Source organism: Mucilaginibacter sp. SMC90 (genome assembly GCF_022811725.1).
Classification (GTDB): Bacteria; Bacteroidota; Bacteroidia; order Sphingobacteriales; family Sphingobacteriaceae; genus Mucilaginibacter.
On sequence record NZ_CP094527.1, the window covers coordinates 6,691,622 to 6,712,846 of the forward strand.

The 21,225-nt window shown below is 40.6% G+C and carries 17 protein-coding genes; 5 read left to right on the forward strand and 12 right to left on the reverse strand.

What is annotated here, in order from left to right; all coding sequences use genetic code 11:
* Positions 1-48 precede the first annotated feature (48 nt).
* The 4 genes from MTO98_RS27800 to MTO98_RS27815 form a co-directional block, all read right to left on the reverse strand.
* Positions 49-1,230, reverse strand: a complete 1,182-nt coding sequence (locus MTO98_RS27800) for an acyl-CoA dehydrogenase family protein (protein WP_305852735.1) — start codon at positions 1,228-1,230, stop codon at positions 49-51.
* A 482-nt stretch (positions 1,231-1,712) separates the two neighbouring features.
* Complete coding sequence (locus MTO98_RS27805) at positions 1,713-1,943, reverse strand: addiction module protein (protein WP_243482235.1); 231 nt, start codon at positions 1,941-1,943, stop codon at positions 1,713-1,715.
* 244 nt (positions 1,944-2,187) lie between these two features.
* A complete protein-coding gene (locus tag MTO98_RS27810; protein WP_243482236.1) occupies positions 2,188-2,715 on the reverse strand; it encodes an adenine phosphoribosyltransferase in 528 nt (175 codons plus the stop codon).
* Positions 2,712-3,581 carry a helix-hairpin-helix domain-containing protein gene (locus MTO98_RS27815; protein ID WP_243482237.1) on the reverse strand — a complete coding sequence of 290 codons (870 nt, stop codon included), beginning with the start codon at positions 3,579-3,581 and terminating at the stop codon, positions 2,712-2,714. The genes MTO98_RS27810 and MTO98_RS27815 overlap by 4 nt, the downstream gene beginning before the upstream one ends.
* Before the next feature lie 76 nt (positions 3,582-3,657).
* On the opposite strand from MTO98_RS27815, the gene MTO98_RS27820 reads away from it, so the two are divergent.
* From MTO98_RS27820 to MTO98_RS27830, 3 genes are all read left to right on the forward strand, one after another.
* Positions 3,658-5,412 (forward strand): lysophospholipid acyltransferase family protein, encoded by a 1,755-nt coding sequence (locus tag MTO98_RS27820; RefSeq protein WP_243482238.1) that lies wholly within the window; start codon positions 3,658-3,660, stop codon positions 5,410-5,412.
* 159 nt (positions 5,413-5,571) lie between these two features.
* Positions 5,572-7,296: a sensor histidine kinase KdpD gene (locus MTO98_RS27825; protein ID WP_243482239.1), complete on the forward strand. Its 1,725-nt coding sequence runs from the start codon at positions 5,572-5,574 to the stop codon at positions 7,294-7,296.
* Complete coding sequence (locus tag MTO98_RS27830; protein ID WP_243482240.1) at positions 7,289-7,984, forward strand: response regulator transcription factor; 696 nt, start codon at positions 7,289-7,291, stop codon at positions 7,982-7,984. Before MTO98_RS27825 ends, MTO98_RS27830 begins: the two co-directional genes overlap by 8 nt.
* 82 nt (positions 7,985-8,066) lie before the next feature.
* On the opposite strand, the gene MTO98_RS27835 is transcribed toward MTO98_RS27830, so the two are convergent.
* The 8 genes from MTO98_RS27835 to rpsT form a co-directional block, all read right to left on the reverse strand.
* Positions 8,067-11,357: a TonB-dependent receptor gene (locus tag MTO98_RS27835; RefSeq protein ID WP_243482241.1), complete on the reverse strand. Its 3,291-nt coding sequence runs from the start codon at positions 11,355-11,357 to the stop codon at positions 8,067-8,069.
* Between the two features lie 310 nt (positions 11,358-11,667).
* Entirely contained in the window at positions 11,668-12,216 is a 549-nt protein-coding gene (locus tag MTO98_RS27840; RefSeq protein WP_243482242.1) for a DUF962 domain-containing protein, read from the reverse strand.
* A 63-nt stretch (positions 12,217-12,279) separates the two neighbouring features.
* Positions 12,280-13,845, reverse strand: a complete 1,566-nt coding sequence (gene rny / locus MTO98_RS27845) for a ribonuclease Y (RefSeq protein WP_243482243.1) — start codon at positions 13,843-13,845, stop codon at positions 12,280-12,282.
* Between the two features lie 241 nt (positions 13,846-14,086).
* A complete protein-coding gene (locus MTO98_RS27850; RefSeq protein WP_090529762.1) occupies positions 14,087-14,377 on the reverse strand; it encodes a cell division protein ZapA in 291 nt (96 codons plus the stop codon).
* Between the two features lie 21 nt (positions 14,378-14,398).
* Entirely contained in the window at positions 14,399-14,689 is a 291-nt protein-coding gene (locus tag MTO98_RS27855; RefSeq protein WP_091213498.1) for a hypothetical protein, read from the reverse strand.
* Between the two features lie 92 nt (positions 14,690-14,781).
* Positions 14,782-17,181 (reverse strand): phenylalanine--tRNA ligase subunit beta, encoded by a 2,400-nt coding sequence (gene pheT / locus MTO98_RS27860; RefSeq protein ID WP_243482244.1) that lies wholly within the window; start codon positions 17,179-17,181, stop codon positions 14,782-14,784.
* Between the two features lie 233 nt (positions 17,182-17,414).
* Entirely contained in the window at positions 17,415-18,113 is a 699-nt protein-coding gene (radC, locus tag MTO98_RS27865; protein ID WP_110585717.1) for a DNA repair protein RadC, read from the reverse strand.
* Between the two features lie 83 nt (positions 18,114-18,196).
* Complete coding sequence (gene rpsT, locus MTO98_RS27870) at positions 18,197-18,451, reverse strand: 30S ribosomal protein S20 (protein WP_076374856.1); 255 nt, start codon at positions 18,449-18,451, stop codon at positions 18,197-18,199.
* Between the two features lie 235 nt (positions 18,452-18,686).
* On the opposite strand from rpsT, the gene MTO98_RS27875 reads away from it, so the two are divergent.
* Complete coding sequence (locus MTO98_RS27875; RefSeq protein ID WP_243482245.1) at positions 18,687-19,445, forward strand: class I SAM-dependent methyltransferase; 759 nt, start codon at positions 18,687-18,689, stop codon at positions 19,443-19,445.
* Positions 19,446-19,535: 90 nt separating this feature from the next.
* Positions 19,536-21,209 (forward strand): hypothetical protein, encoded by a 1,674-nt coding sequence (locus tag MTO98_RS27880; RefSeq protein ID WP_243482246.1) that lies wholly within the window; start codon positions 19,536-19,538, stop codon positions 21,207-21,209.
* Positions 21,210-21,225 lie beyond the last annotated feature (16 nt).

Here is a 21,225-nt window from a genome sequence, read left to right on the forward strand (position 1 = left end):
TGCAGGCAATTTAGTCCTTTACCCGATAAGTCCAATCATATCACTCACCTACCCTCTCAACACTTCCCTGCTGATCACTATTTTCTGAATCTCGCTTGTGCCCTCACCTATAGTGCAAAGTTTGGCATCACGATAAAATTTCTCTACCGGGAAATCCTTGGTATAGCCATATCCGCCAAAGATCTGTACTGCTTCCGTTGCAGTACGTACTGCTGTTTCGGAGGCAAAATATTTAGCCATGGCCGATTGTTTCGTCACCGGCAGATGGCGGTTCTTCAAATCGGCAGCCTGCATCACCAGCAGTTCAGCCGCTTCTATTTCAGTAGCCATATTGGCCAGTTTAAACGCTATCCCCTGGAAATTACCGATAGGCTGTCCAAACTGATGCCGCTCCTTAGCATATGCAACAGCTGCTTCAAAGGCGCCTTTGGCAATCCCTAATGAAAGGGCCGCTATCGAGATCCTGCCGCCATCCAGCACCTTCATGGCCTGTTTAAAACCCTCGCCTTCAATGCCCAGTAAGTTTTCTTTAGGTACACGACAGTTATCAAAAATAAGCTCAGTGGTTTCGGAGGCGCGCATGCCCAGCTTATTTTCCTTTTTGCCGTGGGTAAAACCGGGCGTACCTTTTTCAATTACAAGGGCAGAAATTCCGTGCGAATCGCCTTTGTTGCCTGTACGCACCATTACCACTGCCACATTGCCCGATTTACCATGAGTTATCCAGTTTTTGGAACCGTTAACAATATAATGGTCGCCATCCAGTATTGCAGTTGTGTTCATGCCCAGCGCGTCCGATCCGGTATTGGCTTCGGTCAATCCCCAGGCACCAAGCCATTCGGCAGTAGCGAGTTTGGGTAGCCATTTCAATTTTTGTTCTTCATTGCCAAAAGCCAGGATATGCCCCGTACAAAGCGAATTATGGGCAGCAACCGATAAACCTATAGCGCCGCAAACTTTGGCTATTTCACTGATCACCGTTACATATTCAAAATAGCCGAAACCTGAGCCGCCATACTGCTCGGGTACAAACACGCCCATCATGCCAAGCTCGCCCAGTTGCTTAAATAAGTCGATAGGGAAATGCTGGGCCTCGTCCCATTCCATTACGTGAGGTTTAATATAGCGTTCGGCAAAGTCTTTGGCCATCTGACCAACCATTTGCTGATTTTCGTTTATAGCAAAATCATACCCACCGGTTGATTGGGTATCGGTTAACAAAGCATCCATACATTTTATAATTGGTTACTAACAAAATAACGTATAAAAAATGAGATTGGTTTGCCTGTAAAAGCCTGCAAATCAAGAACGATTTAGTATCTGGTATGAATTATAGGTTTAGTTGAAATAGGGTGGTTTTGGGGAGGAAATATTTGCAGAAAATATTTTTCAGGATTTATCATTACCGGGAGTCCTGACAGCACTTTTCCAAAGACCGGGGTTACGGCTGGTGTGCAATACAGCGTAAATAATAATCAGACGTTGAGATTCAACTACACCAAAGTGGATCATAAAAGGAAAAACATCCTAAACAGAAACCCTTATATCATCGTACCTTATGGCGTAAATAAATGGATCTCTTTTAATTAAACTAACCTTTAAGCGTACCTCTTTGATGAATTTTTTTCCAAGATCCGATTGTTTTGAATTATACCAATCAGCGGCTTCCTTAATATCTCATTTTGCTATCGGTAGTATAACGATGTTAAACATTACAAGTTGTCTTCAATGTCGTCTATCGCTTCATTAAAATCAAGAGCTTGATTTGGATTACTTTTATAACTCCTAACACGTTCTCTTACTATCTCTGCCTGCCATTCAGGTACACCAATCTCTTCCTGTTCAATTCCCTTAAATTTATTTTTAAGATCGTTCCATTCATTAATTGGTATAAACACACCTGTTGTTTGCCCTGTACTGTCCGAAATATATTGTAAGCTCATAATCCTCATTTTATAACATCATACTTACCTGCACCTATCAAAAATAAACATAAAATTTAAAATTGATTGTATCTAACCTTTATGACTACGTATTAGGGAAAATTCAAAACTGAATTATGGCGTTAACTCCGGTCCGGGCTGTATGTTGCAATTCCTCGCTTTGCCACAGCACAGCCCCTTACACGCTGCGGGCTTTACACTTCCATCCCTAACATGGACATTTTCAATAATAACAATACAATGATTAATAATCGGCCAGTACCACCAGCTTATCACAAATAGGCGTAATACGCTCCCTGCCATTCAAAAAGCCAAGCCCAACCACAAACGAAAAACCGGCAACTATGCCGCCCATTTCTTTAATTAGCTCGCTGGCTGCGGTTACTGTACCGCCGGTAGCCAGCAAGTCGTCATGCAGTAATATATGCTGACCGGGTTCAAAGGCATCGGTATGCAGTTCGATGGTTGCGGTGCCGTACTCCAGTTTATAAGCTTTTTGTTTTATAGTGAAAGGCAATTTTCCGGCTTTACGTACGGGTACAAACGGAACCCCCAATTTAGTAGCCAGTGTAAGCCCGAACAGGAAGCCCCGGCTTTCGATACCGGCCACTGCATCAATCCGTGTGCCTTGCAATTGCTCAACAAAAGCATCAATGATGTTTTCGCACAATGCGGGATCTTTAAGTATCGGCGTAATATCTTTAAAAACAATCCCTGGTTTTGGAAAATCAGGAATATCCCTTATGGCTGCTTTTATTTGCTGGGCTATCATTTGAAAATTAAATAAGGCCCAATTTTACGCAAAATTCCATCATTAAGTATGGCAATATTTTTCAGGTCGGTCAAAGTATTGTAATTACCGTGCTCGTCGCGATAGGCTACAATTGCATCCATTTGCTTATAGCTCAGATACGGAAAGCGCTTAAGTTCATTAAATGTAGCCTTATTGATATTCACTTTAACAATTTGTTTGCCATCAACTGCAACGCCTTCTTTTATCTGATTATATTTTTCTTCGTCAATACCATAAACCTCCTTCAATTGTTCCTTGCTATAAAAACCGCCTACACGCTGGCGGTAATGAACAATGCGGCGGGCGAATGCGGGGCCTATCCCCCTGATCATAGTAAGCCTTGCCGAATCGGCTGTGTTAATTTCTACCACTTCGCCTGGTTTAACTTTATTGGTGTGATAAGCGGGCCCATCGGGCAGGTTAATGTAAGGTTCAAGAACTTTGTATTGTGCCGGGCTGATACTGTACATTTTTTGCACATCAGCTTTGGTGAAAAATCGCCCACCTTTTTCTTCGTAATGCTTAACTACCTGTGCCTGATGTTCAGTGAGACCAAGTTTTATCCAGCTGTTAAGCGATAAATTATTGGGGTTAAATTTAAATAGTGCGGGTGGTGTGGTTTTACGGTTTCCGGCAAAAATATTCTCATCGGCTATAAGATCATCTGTTTTATCAGCATCCGCTATCGGTTTATCAAAAGCCTTAAAATTTATTGTATTATCTTTGCGGTTTGCCCGGAACACATACGGGGCCAGCAAAACCATTGCAATTAAAATAATCAACACTACCATTCCGTTCCACTCTTTTTTAGTGACAGACAGGTAGTTTCTAATTTGCGGCCTCATTTATATATGTTCCTGGCGTTAAATTAAATAAAAATTTAGGATATTTATTTGTTAAAACATACTGCTATTTAAAACAATGAAAGTTATAACCACCGAAGAGTTTGCCAAAGCCACCAAACTGGATAAGTTGAAAATGCCGGGCCTGGCCGCTTTATTGATGGAGTTAATGAAAATAAACCAGGTTAACGATCTGTTTGCCCAGGCACAGCCCAAGCAAGGCCCCGAGTTTGTTGATGCCATATTAGAGGGTTGCGGCATTGATATTGAATTTGATGAAAGGGAACTGCGCAACATACCTAAAGAAGGTAGTTTTGTAGCCATAGCCAATCATCCTTACGGAGGTATTGAGGGCATGGTACTGTTAAAAATCCTGTGTATGGCGCGTCCCGACTCAAAATTGATGGCCAATTTTCTGCTCAAAAAAATCCCCAACCTCGCCGATTATTTCATTGCTGTAAACCCATTTGAAAATGTTGAACATTCATCAAGCATAAGCGGTTTAAAAAACACACTTGAATTATTAAACCAGGGTACACCGATAGGAATTTTCCCGGCCGGTGAGGTTTCAACCTTTAAAGTTGAACAAAAACAGGTAACCGATCGTATGTGGCACCCGGTTGTAGGCAAGATCATTGCCAAAGCAAAAGTACCCGTAGTTCCCATTTATTTTCATGGCAATAATGGCCTGCTGTTTAATTTTCTTAGTTTACTGCATCCAACACTGCGTACAGCAAAACTACCATCAGAATTATTTAATAAACACGGGCACACTATAAAACTGCGCATAGGCAAGCCAATTAATGTTACCGAAATTCCGGATTATACAAACAGTACAAAGCTCCTTAACTTTTTGCGCGCGCGTACCTATGCATTAGGTACCGGGCTTGAAGAAGAAAAAAAGATCTTTAGCCCGCGCAACTTGTTTAAAATAAAACGCGATGCCGAAGAAATTGCCCCGGAAATTGACAGTTCAATTCTTGATAAAGAAATAGAGCCGCTAAGAGAAAACTATAAAGTTTGGACGGAAAAAAATTACGAGGTATTTATTGTACCAACTTCAAGCATCCCCAATGTTATCCGTGAAATTGGACGTTTAAGGGAGATCACCTTCAGGCAGGTGGGCGAGGGAACCAATAAAAGCATTGACCTGGACGAATATGATATTTATTATCACCACCTGTTCATCTGGGATTTTGAAGCCAAGATGATTGTTGGTGCCTATCGCATTGGCCTGGGCGATGAGATATTTTACAGCGTAGGTAAAAAAGGTTTTTACGTAAACGAACTGTTTAAGCTTAAAACCCAGTTTATACCGGTATTAAGACGCAGCCTTGAATTAGGCCGCTCATGGATCCGTAAGGAATATCAAACCAAACCTTTACCACTATTCCTGTTATGGAAAGGAATCCTGAAATTTCTGATAGATAATCCCCGGTACCGTTACCTGATAGGGCCGGTGAGTATCAGTAACTCGTTCTCTAAATTTTCTAAATCGCTTATTGTCGATTATATCAACCGCAACCACTTTGATCATGAAATGGCGCAGTATGTTAAACCGCGTAAAAAATTCAAGGTTGATTTTGCCAAGATCGATACCGACCTGCTTATGGCGGGCGAAGACAGCTTTAAGGGCCTTGACAACCTGATATCAGAAGTGGAAACCCGCAACATGAAAGTTCCGGTGTTACTTCGCCAGTATATCGCCCTGAATGCCAAGATCATCAGTTTCAACATCGACCCTAAATTTGCCGACTGCCTTGATGGCTTCCTGGTGCTTGACCTTGAAAAGGTACCGCAGGATATATTGGATAAGCTGGGAAAAAACTTATAGTAAATTATTTTATAATCAAACTTATCAATGCCATTTCATACTTTGAGGCGGCATTTTTTGTATCTCAATATTAACACCTGTTATTTAATGTTAAGCAATGTTAACAAAACACTATGCCTGCTCATGATGAACCTACATTTATCATAAGCAAATAACTATATGAAAAAGAAACTTAAAATTGTATTAATACTAATAGCCTTATCGTTAAGCGGTATTATTGTTTTCCAAACCTACTGGAGCATAAATGCTTACCAGGTAAATAAAAAAAACTTTGACGCAAACATCGATATCGCCATGCAGCATGCACTTGACAGTTGCAAGAAAAATTACTTTGATTCGATAAGGGTGGTTTTAGTGAGGAGACTTTCTGATCCTAATGTTGTTATAAAAATGGATACCGTTCCTCTTCAAGATGCTCAGAGAAACTTTTTCCAAACTAAAATTACAGATACTGTTTATGCTCAAAACAAGAAACGGTCTAAGAAAAAATCTTCAGATACGATAATTACAAAAAAGACATCACCAAGTAAAGAAACAGTCGACTATTCTTTGCTCAATGTCTGGATCTCTAATCGTCATTCGGAATCAAGTAATCCGCTTCCGTTAAGCATATCGATATACAACTATTATAAACATAAAGTTGGGAATACAGCTACTGTTCCGCAAGTATTAACTGAAATGGCTTTTTATTCTCCCGAAATGGCATCTTACATCATCAGCATACTAAGTATTGGTGATATTCCGGTATTTCCCTCCCATCTACCATCATCATCAAAAAATCAGGGCACCAAACCATTGCCTTATGATTCTATTTTCAAGAACGCCACCTTTTCAATGCCACCTAATTATCGGCAGGCTACCGTTTTGAAGATCAAAAAATATTATACAGCCGAACTTAAGAAAATGCACATTTATAGTCCATTCAATATATCGGTAACAAAAGCTCCTACTGAGCCACAAAGCCCTACGTTAAGCTATAGCGAAACCACCGAACATAATTATAAGTACAACGCATTTCTTCTTTTTAATCAGCATAATTTCGAGCCATTATTTTTCAGAGCTATTTTTCATCAGGCGCAATCTATTGTTATTAAAGGGATGATGCTCACGCTTATTTGTTCGGTGTTGCTCATTTTACTTACTATTTATTGCTTTTATTATATTATAATCATGCTAAAACAGCAAAAAAGGATTGCAGAGTTAAAGGATGATTTTATTAACAACATGACTCATGAGTTTAAAACCCCAATTGCCACTATAACAGTAGCTATTGAAGGGCTGCAAAAATTCAATGGTTTAAATGATCCTGATAAAACACAGCGGTACCTGCAAACATCACGTAACGAGTTAAACCGTTTAAACGAGCTGGTTACCCGGGCGCTGAATGTAGCCGCGTCTGAGAATAATGAGATCTCGCTGGTAAAAGAACAAATAGATATTGACACGCTCATCAACGAAGCAATAACTTCCGAAAAATTGAAAGCCGGTAAAGATGTGTCCATAACCTATACCAACAAAAATGCAATTAAATATATTGAGGCTGATAAATTGCATTTCGGCAGTGTGATCACCAATTTAATTGATAATGCCATTAAGTATTCAAATGAGCCGGTGATCATTCAGATAAACTTGTTACAAAACGGAAACAAAATTCAACTATCTGTTAAGGATAACGGCATTGGTATACCGGCATCGCACATTAATCACATATTTGATAAATTTCACCGTGTACCTACCGGTAACTTGCACAATGTAAAAGGCACCGGCCTTGGACTGAGTTATGTTAAGTATATTGTTGAAGCACACAATGGCACTGTTACAGTGAAAAGCGAAACTAACAATGGTACCGAGTTTATAATTAACATACCGATAAACAATGAATAAGATTCGGGTATTATTGGCTGAAGACGAGCTGGCACTTGCACATATAGTGCGCGAAAGCCTGGAGGAAAGTAATTTTGAAGTTATACTATGTGGCAATGGCGAACAGGCCCTGCAAAAGTATCAAAACACAAAACCCGATATCCTTGCGCTTGACGTGATGATGCCCAAAATGGATGGTTTCCAGGTGGCAAAAAAAATCCGGGAAACTGATAAATTAACACCCATTATATTTTTAACTGCCCGCTCACAGCCAAAAGATGTTGTGGCCGGTTTTGAATCGGGAGCTAATGATTATTTGAAAAAGCCGTTCAGCGTAGAAGAGTTGATAGTTCGGATTAAAGTGCTGTTAAGCAATAACCGCTTATTAGATATACCTAAGCCCAAAACCGAAAATGAAAACTATCAGATAGGCAGCATCCATTTTACCCCGCTTAAAAATACCGTACAACAAGGCATCAATTCATGGCAGTTAACTAATCGCGAAAGTGATATACTCAAATTACTGTGCAAAAATCAGCATGAAATAATATCAAGAAAGATGCTGCTTGACGAGCTATGGGGCGACGACAGTTTTTTTAATGCCCGCAGTCTTGATGTATTTATTAATAAACTACGCGGCCATTTAAAAGCCGACCCGAATGTGCAGATCATCACCGTACGCACGGTTGGCTATAAGTTGGTTTGGTAAATTGAATAAGCAGGTGATAAAACAAAAGCGCCCCCGATAATCATCAGGGGCGCTTTTGTTTTAACTATATTTTGTTTTACAATTACCAGCTGTAACGTAAACCAAATTGCATTTGCCAACGTGATGCAAACAGGTCAACAGAATACGGTACTCCAGGATTCTGGAAAGTATAAGTTGGGTATGTGTTTGCTGCATTTCCAAATGCGGGAGTTGTTTTTGGTGTTAAACCAACACTTGAGGTTGAGTTAAATGTGTTGGCTGAGAAGTAATAACGACCCCAGTTTTTATTTAACAGGTTGGTAAGGTTAATGATGTCATAAGTAAATGTGATCATCTGTTTGTGCTTACCGCTGCCAAATTTAAAATCTTGAGTAAAGCGGAAGTCAAGGTCATTGTTCCATGGAGTGAACGCTGCGTTACGCTCAGTGAATTTACCACGACGGCTGCTCAGGTAGCTGCTTGCATCAATAAATGAGTCAAATGCTGCTGCCTGTTGTGCTGCAGTTTGAGCAGGAGCAGATCCTGAAGCAGGCAGGTCCTGGAAAAATTTCACAGTTTCGCCCCTGTTAGGAATATAAGCTAAGCTAACTTGCTGACCGGTTCCGTCGATAGCACTTGGGTAGAAACCATAAGTATACGGGTTACCTGATTGTGCGCTAAAGAAAAAGCTAAAGTTGGCAGTGTAGTTATGACCAGCGTCCCAATCATGTTTAAAGTTAACGTTTGATACGATACGGTGACGGATATCAAAGTTTGAGTTAGCTAAGCCAGGATTGTTTGGATTTAAGGCCTGGTTTAACTGCCAGTTTGACTCCATTGAGTTACGGATACCATTAGTAACATCTTTTGAGTGACCATAGGTGTAGGCAACTGAGAAGTTCAAGGCATCCTGTGGATCAAATTGCGTGAATTTACCAATTTGCGCTGTAGTGCTGTAACGGTAACCCTGGCTTGTGTTTGATAACAAGTAAGCGTTTGTATATGAAGCATTAACACCTTTATTTACAAAAATTGGCTGTAAATGCTGAGTATCATATGGATAATAAGTTACCTGGTCGGTAGTATTTACCTGCTGGAATTTCAAGTCGTGGATAACTTTAGTATAGATCCCTTCAACCGTGAATTTCCATTGGTTGTCGGTTGAATAATCAACTGCTAAGCTGCTTCTCCATACCTGTGGCATTTTGAAGTTATTGTCAATCAGATCGACCTGAGTAGAGCCATTAGTACCGGTATTGAAACCTTGTTGATTAACAAAGTTCAAACCGCCATTAGCAGGTGCTTGTACCGGGTTAGTACCAGGAGCGATTGGTGATGTAGCTGACGGCTTTTTATCATAAGCGCCGTAAGTAACACCGTTATTATAAAACGCGTAACCAAACCATGCAAAAGGAACACGGCCAGTAAAGAAACCACTACCACCACGCAGGATAACACTTTGATCACCTAACACGTCATAGTTAAATGAAACGCGTGGGTTGATCTCAGCATTGCCAAGATAATTTTGCTTGATGTTTTTTGGCTGGGTATAAGTAAACGTATTACCGTAGTTAGGGTCAACTGTAGCGTTAGTAGTTTTATCGCTTAGGGGTTGTTTGTTAGGCACATCGGCATAATCCAAACGCACAGCGGCTGTCAATTTGAAAGCATCTGTTAACTGGATGTCATCCTGTGCGTAAAAGCTAAACAAGTTAACTTTAAACTTGGCCGATGGATTATTCAAGATATAATCGCGGGTATTATCAGTATAGTTAAAGTTAGCACGAACACGTGAAGGGCTATTAGCAATGAAATTTTCAATGCTGCTGTAAGCTATACGACCGTTCCACGCGTTTACGAAGTTATAAGTGATATCATAAAACTCGTTGTGAGTACCAAATGTAAACGTATGCTTTCCTTTTGTCAAGGTTAAGTTATCGGTAAATTCAGCAGTTTTTTGGTGCATGTCAAAAATAGCGGCCTCACGGTCGGTACCCATAAATATGGTTGTACCTGGAGTACGGCCGGTGATTTCGATTTGTGGCAACGCCGGGTTTGAATTAGGATCACGATAATCATGAACGGCAGAATAACCTAATACCAGGCTATTGCTTAAGTCGCCCGAAAACCTTGATTTTAACTCGGCAACTGTTGAAGTTGAATTGTTATGTGATGTATAATCAATACCGCTGAAACGGAAGTTTTGCTGATCGCGCTCCAGGTTGGTAGCTTTTGAGCTGATGGTATTGTTACGGATAGTTAACTGGTTATGATCATCGATATTCCAATCCAAACGGTTAAAAAATTTGTTTGAGTTTGAAAATATAGTAGTGTTGTTATAAGTACCAGGATCAATACCGCCTGTAAATGTTTTAAACGCGGTAACCAATTTATCACCATCTTCTTTACTTAGGATATTAGGAGATCCGTTTTGATCAAGGCCTCTGATAACTGGGTCCTGCCTGCGGGCAATCTCTTCGTTGGTAAAGAAAAATAATTTGTTTTTGATAATAGGGAAACCTAAACGGATACCAGTTTGGTAATCGTGAAAATCTGTAAGTTTTGAACCATCGCCGCCTACGTTAGCAGGTACATTATTTTTACCTACCATAAACGAACCGCGACCGTAACCGTAAACAGCACCGCTAAAATCGTTTGTACCGCTACGGGTTACAGCGTTGATACTACCACCTAATACGTTACCGATTTTGATATCGTAAGGAGCAACATAAACCTGGATATCCTGGATAGCATCAAGAGAGATAGGGCTTGTACGTGTGCTGCTACCAACTTGTCCTGAAGCATTGTTCTGACCACCTAATGATGGGCTGAAGCCGATAGCGTCATTGTTGATAGCACCGTCAAGCGTTACGTTATTGTAACGGTAGTTGGTACCTTGAAACGAGTTGTTATTGCTTTGAGGGGTATTTCTTGTTAAATCCTGCAAGCTGCGGTTAATTGATGGAGCTGTACGGATCTGGTTTTGGCCAATACGGGTACTTGCACCTGTTTTTGCGGGGCCGGCAGATGCCTTTACTTTAACTTCCTGCAGGGTGGTAGTTTCGTCCTGCAATACAAAGTTTAAAGTGGCGTTACCTAATTGAAGGGTAAGCTCACTCTTTTCATCTTTTTTGTAGCCGATAAAAGTAGCGGTTACGGTGTAAGGGCCGCCCGGGTTAATGTTGTTAACCGAGTAACGACCTTCGGCATTGGTTTGAGCACCATAGCGGGTACCTGTACTGGTATTTAATACAGAAATGGTTACACCCGGAAGGGTAGCACCTTTTTGATCTGTAACTTTACCATTAAGTACCGAGGTAGTGATCTGAGCGTTTGCAACGCCCCCAACCCCAATAATTATTAATGTTAAAATAATAAAGTAGAGCTTTTTCATTTGTGATTTTTTATTGCACAAAATTGCCCACACTATGTTAAGTTTATATTAACATCAGATTACTATATTAACAACTACTTAATGATTCCTTTTTTGCTTAACAAAAGCTTCTTAAAATATCGATTCAATTAATTGGATATCAATACCATACAAGAAAATAAAATACCATAGCGTTGTGTTTTTATGGATCACATTTAAGAGATAAATTACACAACTATGTTCTTTAATCCTAAAAAACACTGCTATCACATGGCATTTAAATACCATGGCAATGAGTACTTTAACAAATACTTAATACATAATAGCTAAATCAACTTTTGATTCTCAGTTTGTTTAGCAACTGGTTTAACAGGTATGCAGGAGCAATAGCCAATGATTTGATATTGAGCCCATTTTTTGCATACAGCGGTTCGCGGCAGTTGCCTATCAACAAGGCGGATAACGAGGGAATAAATACAGAAACGCACAATGACCACATGGCAGGCCCCCCGGCTTGTTGCCAGGCCACGAGCTCCATTATACCATAGCTAAAGCCTAATAAAATAAATAAGATAAAGTAAGATATAATTGGCGAGAGCTTTAAATAAAAATAGATAGCAATGGCTATTACAAATGAAGCCCAGTTAAAATATCCATTATAAACACCTAAAAAGGCTAAATGCGGAAACGGGATCGACCAGATCAGCCCAAACACACTAAACGCTAAAGCTGGGATACAGATATAATGTATAATTTGATTAACCTTATCCCGGTGAGCTTCTTCGTATTCACTGAAATATCGATCAGCCGGGCGTTCGTCTTTACTTACAGCGGTTTTAACTGATGCCTTCTGTTTATTATTTGATGTTTTTGAGGTCACGATGTAAAAATAAAAAACCCTTTCAGTTTTGAGCCGAAAGGGTTTCGTTTAATTTTATAATGATTACTTGGCAAACGCTACCGAACGGGTTTCCCTGATAACGGTAACTTTGATTTGGCCAGGATAGGTCATTTCTGTCTGGATCCTGTTGGAGATATCGGCAGCTAATACTTCTGACTGTGCATCGCTGATCTTTTCGCTTTCAACAACCACACGTAACTCGCGGCCAGCCTGAATAGCAAATGTTTTCTCAACACCAGGGTATGACAATGCAAGCTCTTCCAGCTCTTTCAAACGTTTGATGTAGCTTTCAACAACCTCGCGGCGGGCACCCGGACGTGCGCCTGATATCGCATCACAAGCCTGGATTATTGGCGATAACATTGAAGTCATCTCAATTTCATCGTGGTGGGCACCAATGGCATTGCAAACTTCAGGGTGTTCCTTATATTTTTCGGCCAGTTGCATACCCAAAATAGCGTGAGGCAATTCCGGGTTGTCATCAGGTACTTTACCAATATCATGCAGTAAGCCGGCACGTTTAGCCATTTTAACATTTAAGCCCAGCTCGGCAGCCATAGTAGCGCAGAAATTTGCAACCTCGCGCGAGTGCTGCAACAGGTTTTGCCCGTATGATGAACGGTAACGCATACGGCCAACCATACGGATCAGCTCAGGGTGCAAACCATGAATGCCGAGGTCAATTACTGTACGCTCGCCAATCTCAACAATTTCTTCTTCTATCTGCTTTTTGGTTTTGGCAACAACTTCTTCAATACGTGCCGGGTGGATACGTCCATCGGTAACCAAACGGTGCATAGCCAAACGGGCTATTTCACGCCTTACCGGGTCAAAGCCTGATAAAATAATAGCTTCCGGAGTATCGTCAACAATGATCTCGATACCGGTAGCAGCTTCTAAAGCACGAATGTTACGTCCTTCACGACCGATGATACGGCCTTTGATCTCGTCATTTTCGATATTGAAGATAGATACCGTATTTTCAATAGCGCTCTCCGTAGCCGTACGCTGAATAGTTTGGATAACTATTTTCTTTGCCTCTTTTGTAGCGGTAAGCTTGGCTTCGTCAACAATATCCTTGATCTGGATCATTGCCTTTGTACGGGCTTCCTCACGCAGGGTATCAACCAGTTGGTTTTTAGCATCATCTGCAGATAAACCTGCTATGGTTTCCAGCTGTTGTACATGCTGATTTTTAAGAATTTCAACCTCTTCCTGCTTTTTAACCACTACATCCGTTTGTTTTTCGAGGTTTTTGCGGGTATTATCAAGTTCGCTCTCCTTGCGGTTAACGTTTTCCAGGCGCTGGTTTAATGATTGCTCCTTTTGCTTAACGCTGTTTTCACGCTGATTTACCGCGTTATTTTTATTATTAACTTCCTGCTCATGCTCAGCTTTCATTTGTAAAAACTTCTCTTTGGCTTCAAGCAGTTTATTTTTCTTCAGGATTTCGGCATTATTTTCAGCATCTTTTAAAATCTTTTTAACTTTATTTTGAGCCGAGGCCTCCTGGTCTTTAAACAATTTTCGGAGCAGGAAGCGGCCAATCAAAACGCCAATGATGGCGCCTACAAGCAGGCCGATGATAACGTATAGTAATATGTCCATTTTAGGTTTGGTGGTGTTGTAATATGTATGTAAATAAAAAAACCGCAACTAATTTTTAAGTATCATGTATTTAAAACTTCATTTCGGATATTGGGACCATGGGTTGGTTAACGTTAATCGTAACTAACGCATGCCTCTTGATCCGCTTAATATTGAAGCGTTAAGTTTTTAATAGTGAAACCTAAAATTTAACTGCGGTTAAATCTTAATGTGCTCTTGTATATTATGTAAAGAACGTTTATTACTTCGAAAAAAATTCGGTCAACAAATGATCTAAATGATAAACTTTTTCTGTTACCTCTGTATCCTCAACGGTAACTTTCTTTTCAGCCTTTAATGATGAGGTTGCATAATGCAACACACACATTGAAAGTAAATCCTGCTTATCCCTAACCGCATAATTTTCTTGATATTCTTTTATCCGGTCGTTGATCAGCTTAGCCGCCCTGCGTATTATTTCTTCTTCCTCCATGTTAACCTTTAAGGGGTAAACACGGTCAGCAATATTTATTTTTATTGAGATTTCTCCCATTTGAGCTTTTCACTTTTTGTACTATTTTTTCAATAATACAATACACTTATCTATTTCCTGCACAAAGTCGTTAATTTTTTGCTTAATGTCAACACTTTTTTCATTTGTTTCAGAAAAAGACTTAGCAACCTTAACAACTTTTAATTTTTCTTCCAGTTCTTTTGTCTTACCCTTACTGGCATTAAGGGCTACTGTTAGCGCTTCGCTCTCCAGTTTTAAAAGGTCATTTTCCTCCTGCAAAGCAGCGCACAGTTCAATCAGGCGCTCGGTTTTATCTACAATTTTATTTAACTGCTCTGCTAATGAGGCCATGTTTTTGGTTAATGGTTGATTAAGTTGATTGAGTGAGTGGTTTATCAGAAAACAACCTGATTAACCACTCACCCAATCAACCATTCACATAATTATTTTCTGATCTCTGCTCCGGCTTCTTTTCCTAAATTATAAATTAATTTCTGCATAATAGAATCAATCGCCTTATCCGTCAACGTTTTTTCGATATCCTGAATAATGAAGCTTAACGCATACGACTTTTTACCCGCAGGCAGTTTATCGCCCTGGTAAACGTCAAACACATCAACTTCCTTCAGCAATTTACGCTCGGTACGCAAGGCAATTTGTTTCAACTGACCAAATGATACGTTTTGGTCTATCAGCATAGAAAGGTCGCGCCTTACAGCCGGAAATTTGGAAACATCCTGGAAAACGATCTTATTTTTACGGATGGCAGCCAACACAAGGTCGAAATTGAAATCGGCATAAAATACCTCTTTATCAACGTCGGCTTTTTTTAGTGAAACACCTGCAACCGAACCAAATTTTACCAATTGCTTGCCATTAAGCATGTATTGAATGCCAAACGACATTTTTTTGCAGGTTGCATCCTCAACCGTATAGTTACTGATGTTCAAACGCTGTAAAATACCATCAACCACCGCCTTGATATTATAGAACGAAACCGGTTTTGATTTTTGGTTCCACTGCTCACCTGCGTTTGCTCCTGTAATAAAAATACTGAAACGCTGGGTTTCGATATATTTATCGTTCTCCAGTTTATAAACCTTACCAAACTCGTAAAACTTCAAATCAGCGCTACGGCGGTTTTGATTGTAAGCTATGGCTTCCAGGCCCGAGTACAGCAACGTTTGGCGCATTACATCCAAATCACTGCTTAAAGGGTTCAGGATCTTAACCGCAGTATCCAGGTTGTCTGAATACGCAGATTTTGTAAGTGAGTTGGCCAGGATCTCGTTAAAACCATTAGCACTCAGCAAATCCGACAATTGATTTTGAACGGTATCCTTTTCCGGCCGGGTAGAATTATTCAGCGACGCCCTGATCTGGGTAGGGATCTCAATATTGTTATAACCATAAATCCTCAGGATCTCTTCAACAACATCCACATCGCGGGTAACATCCACACGGTATGGCGGCACTTGTAATGATAGCGAATCCGCAGTTTCATTCACTATCTTAATATCAAGCGCCGTGATGATACCTTTGATCTCGTCATGGCCAATAGCTTTACCAATTAGCCTGTCAATGGTATTATACGTGATCTCTACAGCAAACGGAGCAACCGGGGCCGGGTAATGATCAGAAATCTCTGACGATACCGCTCCGCCAGCCACCTGCTGAATCAACAATGCAGCACGCTTCAATGCAAAAACGGTCATGTCTGGATCTGTACCACGCTCAAACCTGAAAGAAGCATCGGTTTTTAAGCCATGTCTTTTTGAAGTTTTACGTACCGATACCGGGTTAAAGTAAGCACTCTCCAGGAAAATATTTTTGGTTGATTCCTTAACACCTGATTTTGCACCGCCAAAAACACCTGCTATACACATAGGCTCTTCGGCATTACCAATTATAAGGTCATCGGCAGAAAGTTTCCTGTCAACCTCATCAAGCGTTTTAAACACTGTGCCTTCAGCATAATTTTTCACTAATACTTCGTTGCCGGTTATTTCATCAGCATCAAAAGCGTGTAGCGGCTGGCCAAGCTCATGCAGCACATAGTTGGTAACATCCACAATGTTATTGATAGAACGGATGCCAATAACAGCCAAACGCTCTTTTAACCATTGCGGCGACTCTTTAACTTCAACACCGCTGATGGTTACACCCGAATAACGTGGTGAAGCCTGCTCGTTTTCCACAACAACCCTGATAGTGCAGTTGGTATTATCAACTTTAAATGCACTTACATCTGGCTTGTGGATACCTATTTTCAGAAAAGCGGCAATATCCCTTGCAGTACCTAAATGTGAAGCCGCATCGGCACGGTTGGGGGTTAACCCAATCTCGTACATGTAATCGTCGTTCAGCTTAAAGTATTCTTTGGCCGGAGTACCTACAGGCGCATCCTCAGGCAATACCATAATACCGGCATGGCTGGTTCCTAAACCTATCTCATCTTCAGCACAGATCATCCCGTGAGATTCCTCGCCCCTGATCTTTGATTTTTTGATAGCAAAAGGCTCGCCGCTGGTTGGATAAACGGTTGAGCCAACAACAGCTACCACTACTTTTTGCCCGGCAGCTACGTTAGCAGCACCGCAAACAATCTGCAGATCTTCCCCGCTGCCTACATCAACTTTGGTAACATGCAGGTGATCTGAATTAGCGTGGTCAACACATTCCTTTACATAGCCAATCACCAGGCCTTCCAGTCCGCCGGGAACAGCCTGTACCTTTTCCAGGCTTTCAACCTCCAAACCGGTACCGGTAAGGATGATGGAAATTTCCTGGGGCGTTTTATCAGTATCAATAAATTCTTTAAGCCAGTTATAAGATATTTTCATTATTCCGAAATGATAATCGGCAAAGATATAAAGATTTCGGATGTGAGACTTGATAGATTTCGGATTTCGGATGTTCGATTTCGGAATTATTTGAATTTCAAAATAGAGAATTGTAACCTTTGATTTATTTTAATTAATCTAATCGAGAGCACTGTTCAGTTTTAACAAATCTAAAATTGAAAATTCATGATTCCTAAAATCCGAAATCGAACATCCGAAATCCCAAATCAAAATCACATCATCCCCTCATCGGCCAAACTAAAATACCCATTATCTGTGATGATCAAATGATCAAACACGCCCATGTCCAGCATCCTCCCGGCAGCGCTTATCTTTTTAGTAAGTTGAATATCTTCATTACTGGGCTTGAGATTGCCCGATGGGTGGTTATGCACCAGGATAAGTCCGCTGGCCTGGTATTGCAGGGCCGAATAAAAGATGATCTTAGGATCGCACACCGTGGCCGATAAACCGCCCTTGCTGATCAGCTCTTTTCCCAAAACTTTGTTTGAGCGCCCGAGTAATATGATCCAAAACTCTTCGTGGTTCAAATCCATCAAGTGCCGGCGCATAATATTGTAACCGTCACGGCTTGAAGTGATCACTTCAATAGCGCCCGATTCAGATTCGTTGCGGCGACGGCCGATCTCCAAGGCGGCAATAATGGATATCGCCTTAGCCTCCCCTATCCCTTTAAATTTGGATAGTTCAGTTATAGAAGCTTTACCAAGCTTGTTGAGATCGTTATCGTAATGGTGCAGGATGCGTTTACTCAGTTCAACCGCAGTTTCGGTGCGGCTCCCCGAGCCTATCAATATCGCTATCAGTTCGGCATCGGTAAGGGCCCGGCGACCTTGCCCGCTTAGCTTTTCGCGCGGGCGGTCTTCTTCGGCCCATGATTTGATACTGATCTTGCTTTCGTAATTTTCCACGCCCTGAAAGTATGAAAAAGCGCCTAACAAAAAAAGGGATAGCGTTAGTACACCATCCCTTTAGTATATTTTTAAAGCTAAGATTAGCTTAAGCCGTTAACAAATTTAGTAAGCTTTGATTTATTGTTCGAAGCTTTGTTTTTGTGAATAACGTTCTTTTTAGCCAAACGATCAAGCATAGAAATCACTTTGCCCAGCAATGCAGAAGCATCAGCCTTGGTAGTGGTATTTCTTAATTTCTTAATAGCGTTCCTGGTTGTTTTAGCCTGGTACCTGTTGCGCAGACGCTTCGCAGCGTTTGACCTGATTCTTTTTAATGATGATTTATGATTTGCCATCTCGTATAGCTTGTTATTCTTTTCTACTTATTTTAAGGACTGCAAATATAGGGGGATTAAATTTAATATGCAAGTGGTTTTTTGATTTAATATTTTAGTCCGATTGAATTGATAACCTGCGGTATTACCCTCTTTACATCTGACAATTAATAACCTGTTAACCTAACATTCACAAAGTGTTCATACAACACAATGATTTTTGCGGCGTTATTATAATTATTAAAACCGCAGTATCATGACAATCAACAGCACCACCAGGTTCAGCAACCGGGTTGAAGATTATGTAAAATACCGTCCCGGCTACCCAACTGAAATTGTTAAGTTTTTACATGATACTTATAGCTTAACCCAGGATAAGCTTATTGCGGATATTGGCGCAGGCACAGGAATCTCTACCGCCCTGTTTCTTAAAAAAGGTTACCGGGTAATTGCCGTTGAGCCTAACCTGGAGATGCGCGAAAAGGCTATTGAGTTACTCGGCTCATATCATGGCTTTATCCCTCATGACGGCACTGCCGAAAATACTGGCATTGAAAACAATAGCGTTAGCGCGATTATTGCTGGGCAGGCCTTCCATTGGTTTGATACCGTAAAAACCCGTATCGAATTTAAAAGGATCCTGAAACCGGATGGCATTGTTGCCCTGATCTGGAATGAAAGAAAAACAACATCGGCCTTTGAACAGGAGTATGATGAACTTATCATAAAACATGGCAATGATTATGTTAAAGTTGATCACCGCAATATCGATACCGAACACATTGCCGCATTCTTTAACCCCGCGGCTGTGCACCTGGAAGTATTTGCCAATAAACAGGTATTTGATTTTGAAGGATTGAAAGGCCGCCTGCTGTCATCATCATACATGCCTGCGCGCGATGATAAAGGGTACCAGCCGATGATCAATGATTTGCAAATGCTGTTTAATAAATATCAGCATAACGGGGTTATCGTTATTAATTACGATACCAAGGTTTATTCGGGTAAGCTATGAGGGAAACATTATTGGGTACCGGTGAAACAATTACATGGAGGTGCTATCTAAATAAGCAAAAGCGATAGCTTATTAATACTACTTTTAACCATGCTATACTGGATCATTATTGTAATACTGCTACCTTTTATATTTATTTTAGTAAGCCATTTAAAAAGCAAGACCCGGCAAAAAAAGAAGCTTGCAGAAATAAAAGAACGCTGGGGCAAGCCCATAATTGCTGCCAGAAATTTCAAACGCATCAGTAATTATTTAACAGCCTATGGCGCTGCGAGCGAGATTTCAGCAGAAACCGCTACCGATCTGGATATCGACAGTGTGTTTGAATATATCGACCGCACCAACTCCAAACCCGGCCAGCAATATTTATATAAACAACTGCATTCCCCTCAAATTTCAGAAGGCTATTTTGAAACGATTGAGCAAAGGATAGGTCTTGCTACAGCCAGTACAGAGTTAAGAGAGCAAGCTGAGCTTAAATTATCAGAGTTAGGCAGTAACGATGCCTATTACTTACCCGAGCTTTTCAAAAAACCTCACCAGTCTATTTTTCCTGCTATCGGCAACTTTTATATCAGCATAGCGCCGTTTCTGATCGTAGGAGTAGCTATCAGCCTTTTTATAGTGCCTAATCAGTTTATGCTGATGTTATTACTGGTATTAATGATAGCCAATGTGGCTATTCATTACAGCAATAAAACTCAAATGCTGAATTATACACATTCGCTGCCTCAGCTAATGGTTTTATTCAGGGTTTCAAACTGGCTTAAAAACCATAACCTGCTCAGAGATGATGAACCTACACGCAACAGCATGGTTAATATGGGCAAACTTAAAAAGTCGTTAAATTACATTACCCTGCAAAACAAAGCAGCCATTGACCCCACCGATATTTACTACCTGGTTACCGAATGGCTAAAAATGTTCCTGCTTATTGAGCCGCTGGTATTTATTAAATCAATCAGCAAGGTAAATAAATATCTTAACGACATAAAGGTTGTTTATGAAGCAGTTGCCGAGGTTGATGTTGCCATTTCCATCCAGTCGGTACGTGAGGGCTCAGCTCATTATTGCAGGCCACAGCTAATATCTGGCAATACCAATATCATTATTAAAGATCTTTACCACCCCCTTATCGAAAACTGCGTATCAAATTCCATCTCTATCGATAACACACAAGGCGTTTTGGTAACAGGTTCCAACATGTCGGGCAAAACTACTTTCATCCGTGCTATTGCCGTTAATGCCTTGTTGTCGCAAACCATCAACACCAGTTTCGCTACCGTATACCAGGCACCTCCACTTAAAATATTTACCAGTATTGATATGACAGACGATCCGGGCAGTAATAAAAGTTATTTCCAGGCCGAGGCAATGGCTGTTAAAAATATAGTTTCGCAAACTATGGCCAGCAAACCGGTAAACAGCCTTGTGATCATTGATGAAATTTTCAGGGGCACAAACACCATCGAACGCATTGCAGCAGCAAAAGCAGTTTTAAGTTATTTTATTCAAAATCAAAGCTTCGTATTTGTATCAACGCATGATCTGGAGCTGGCCGAACTGCTGGGCAGTAATTATAAAGTTTTCTCGTTTGAGGAAGTGATTGGTGATGACCGGCTGGTATTTGATTATAAAATTAAAGAAGGGCTGCTCAAAAACAGGAATGGCATAGCAGTTTTAAAAGGCGTGGGTTTTCCGGAAAGTATTATTAATGATGCCAATAAAGTAAGCAGCCAGCTTAGAGAGAAGTATAATTTGTAATTTAAAACTCCCCTTT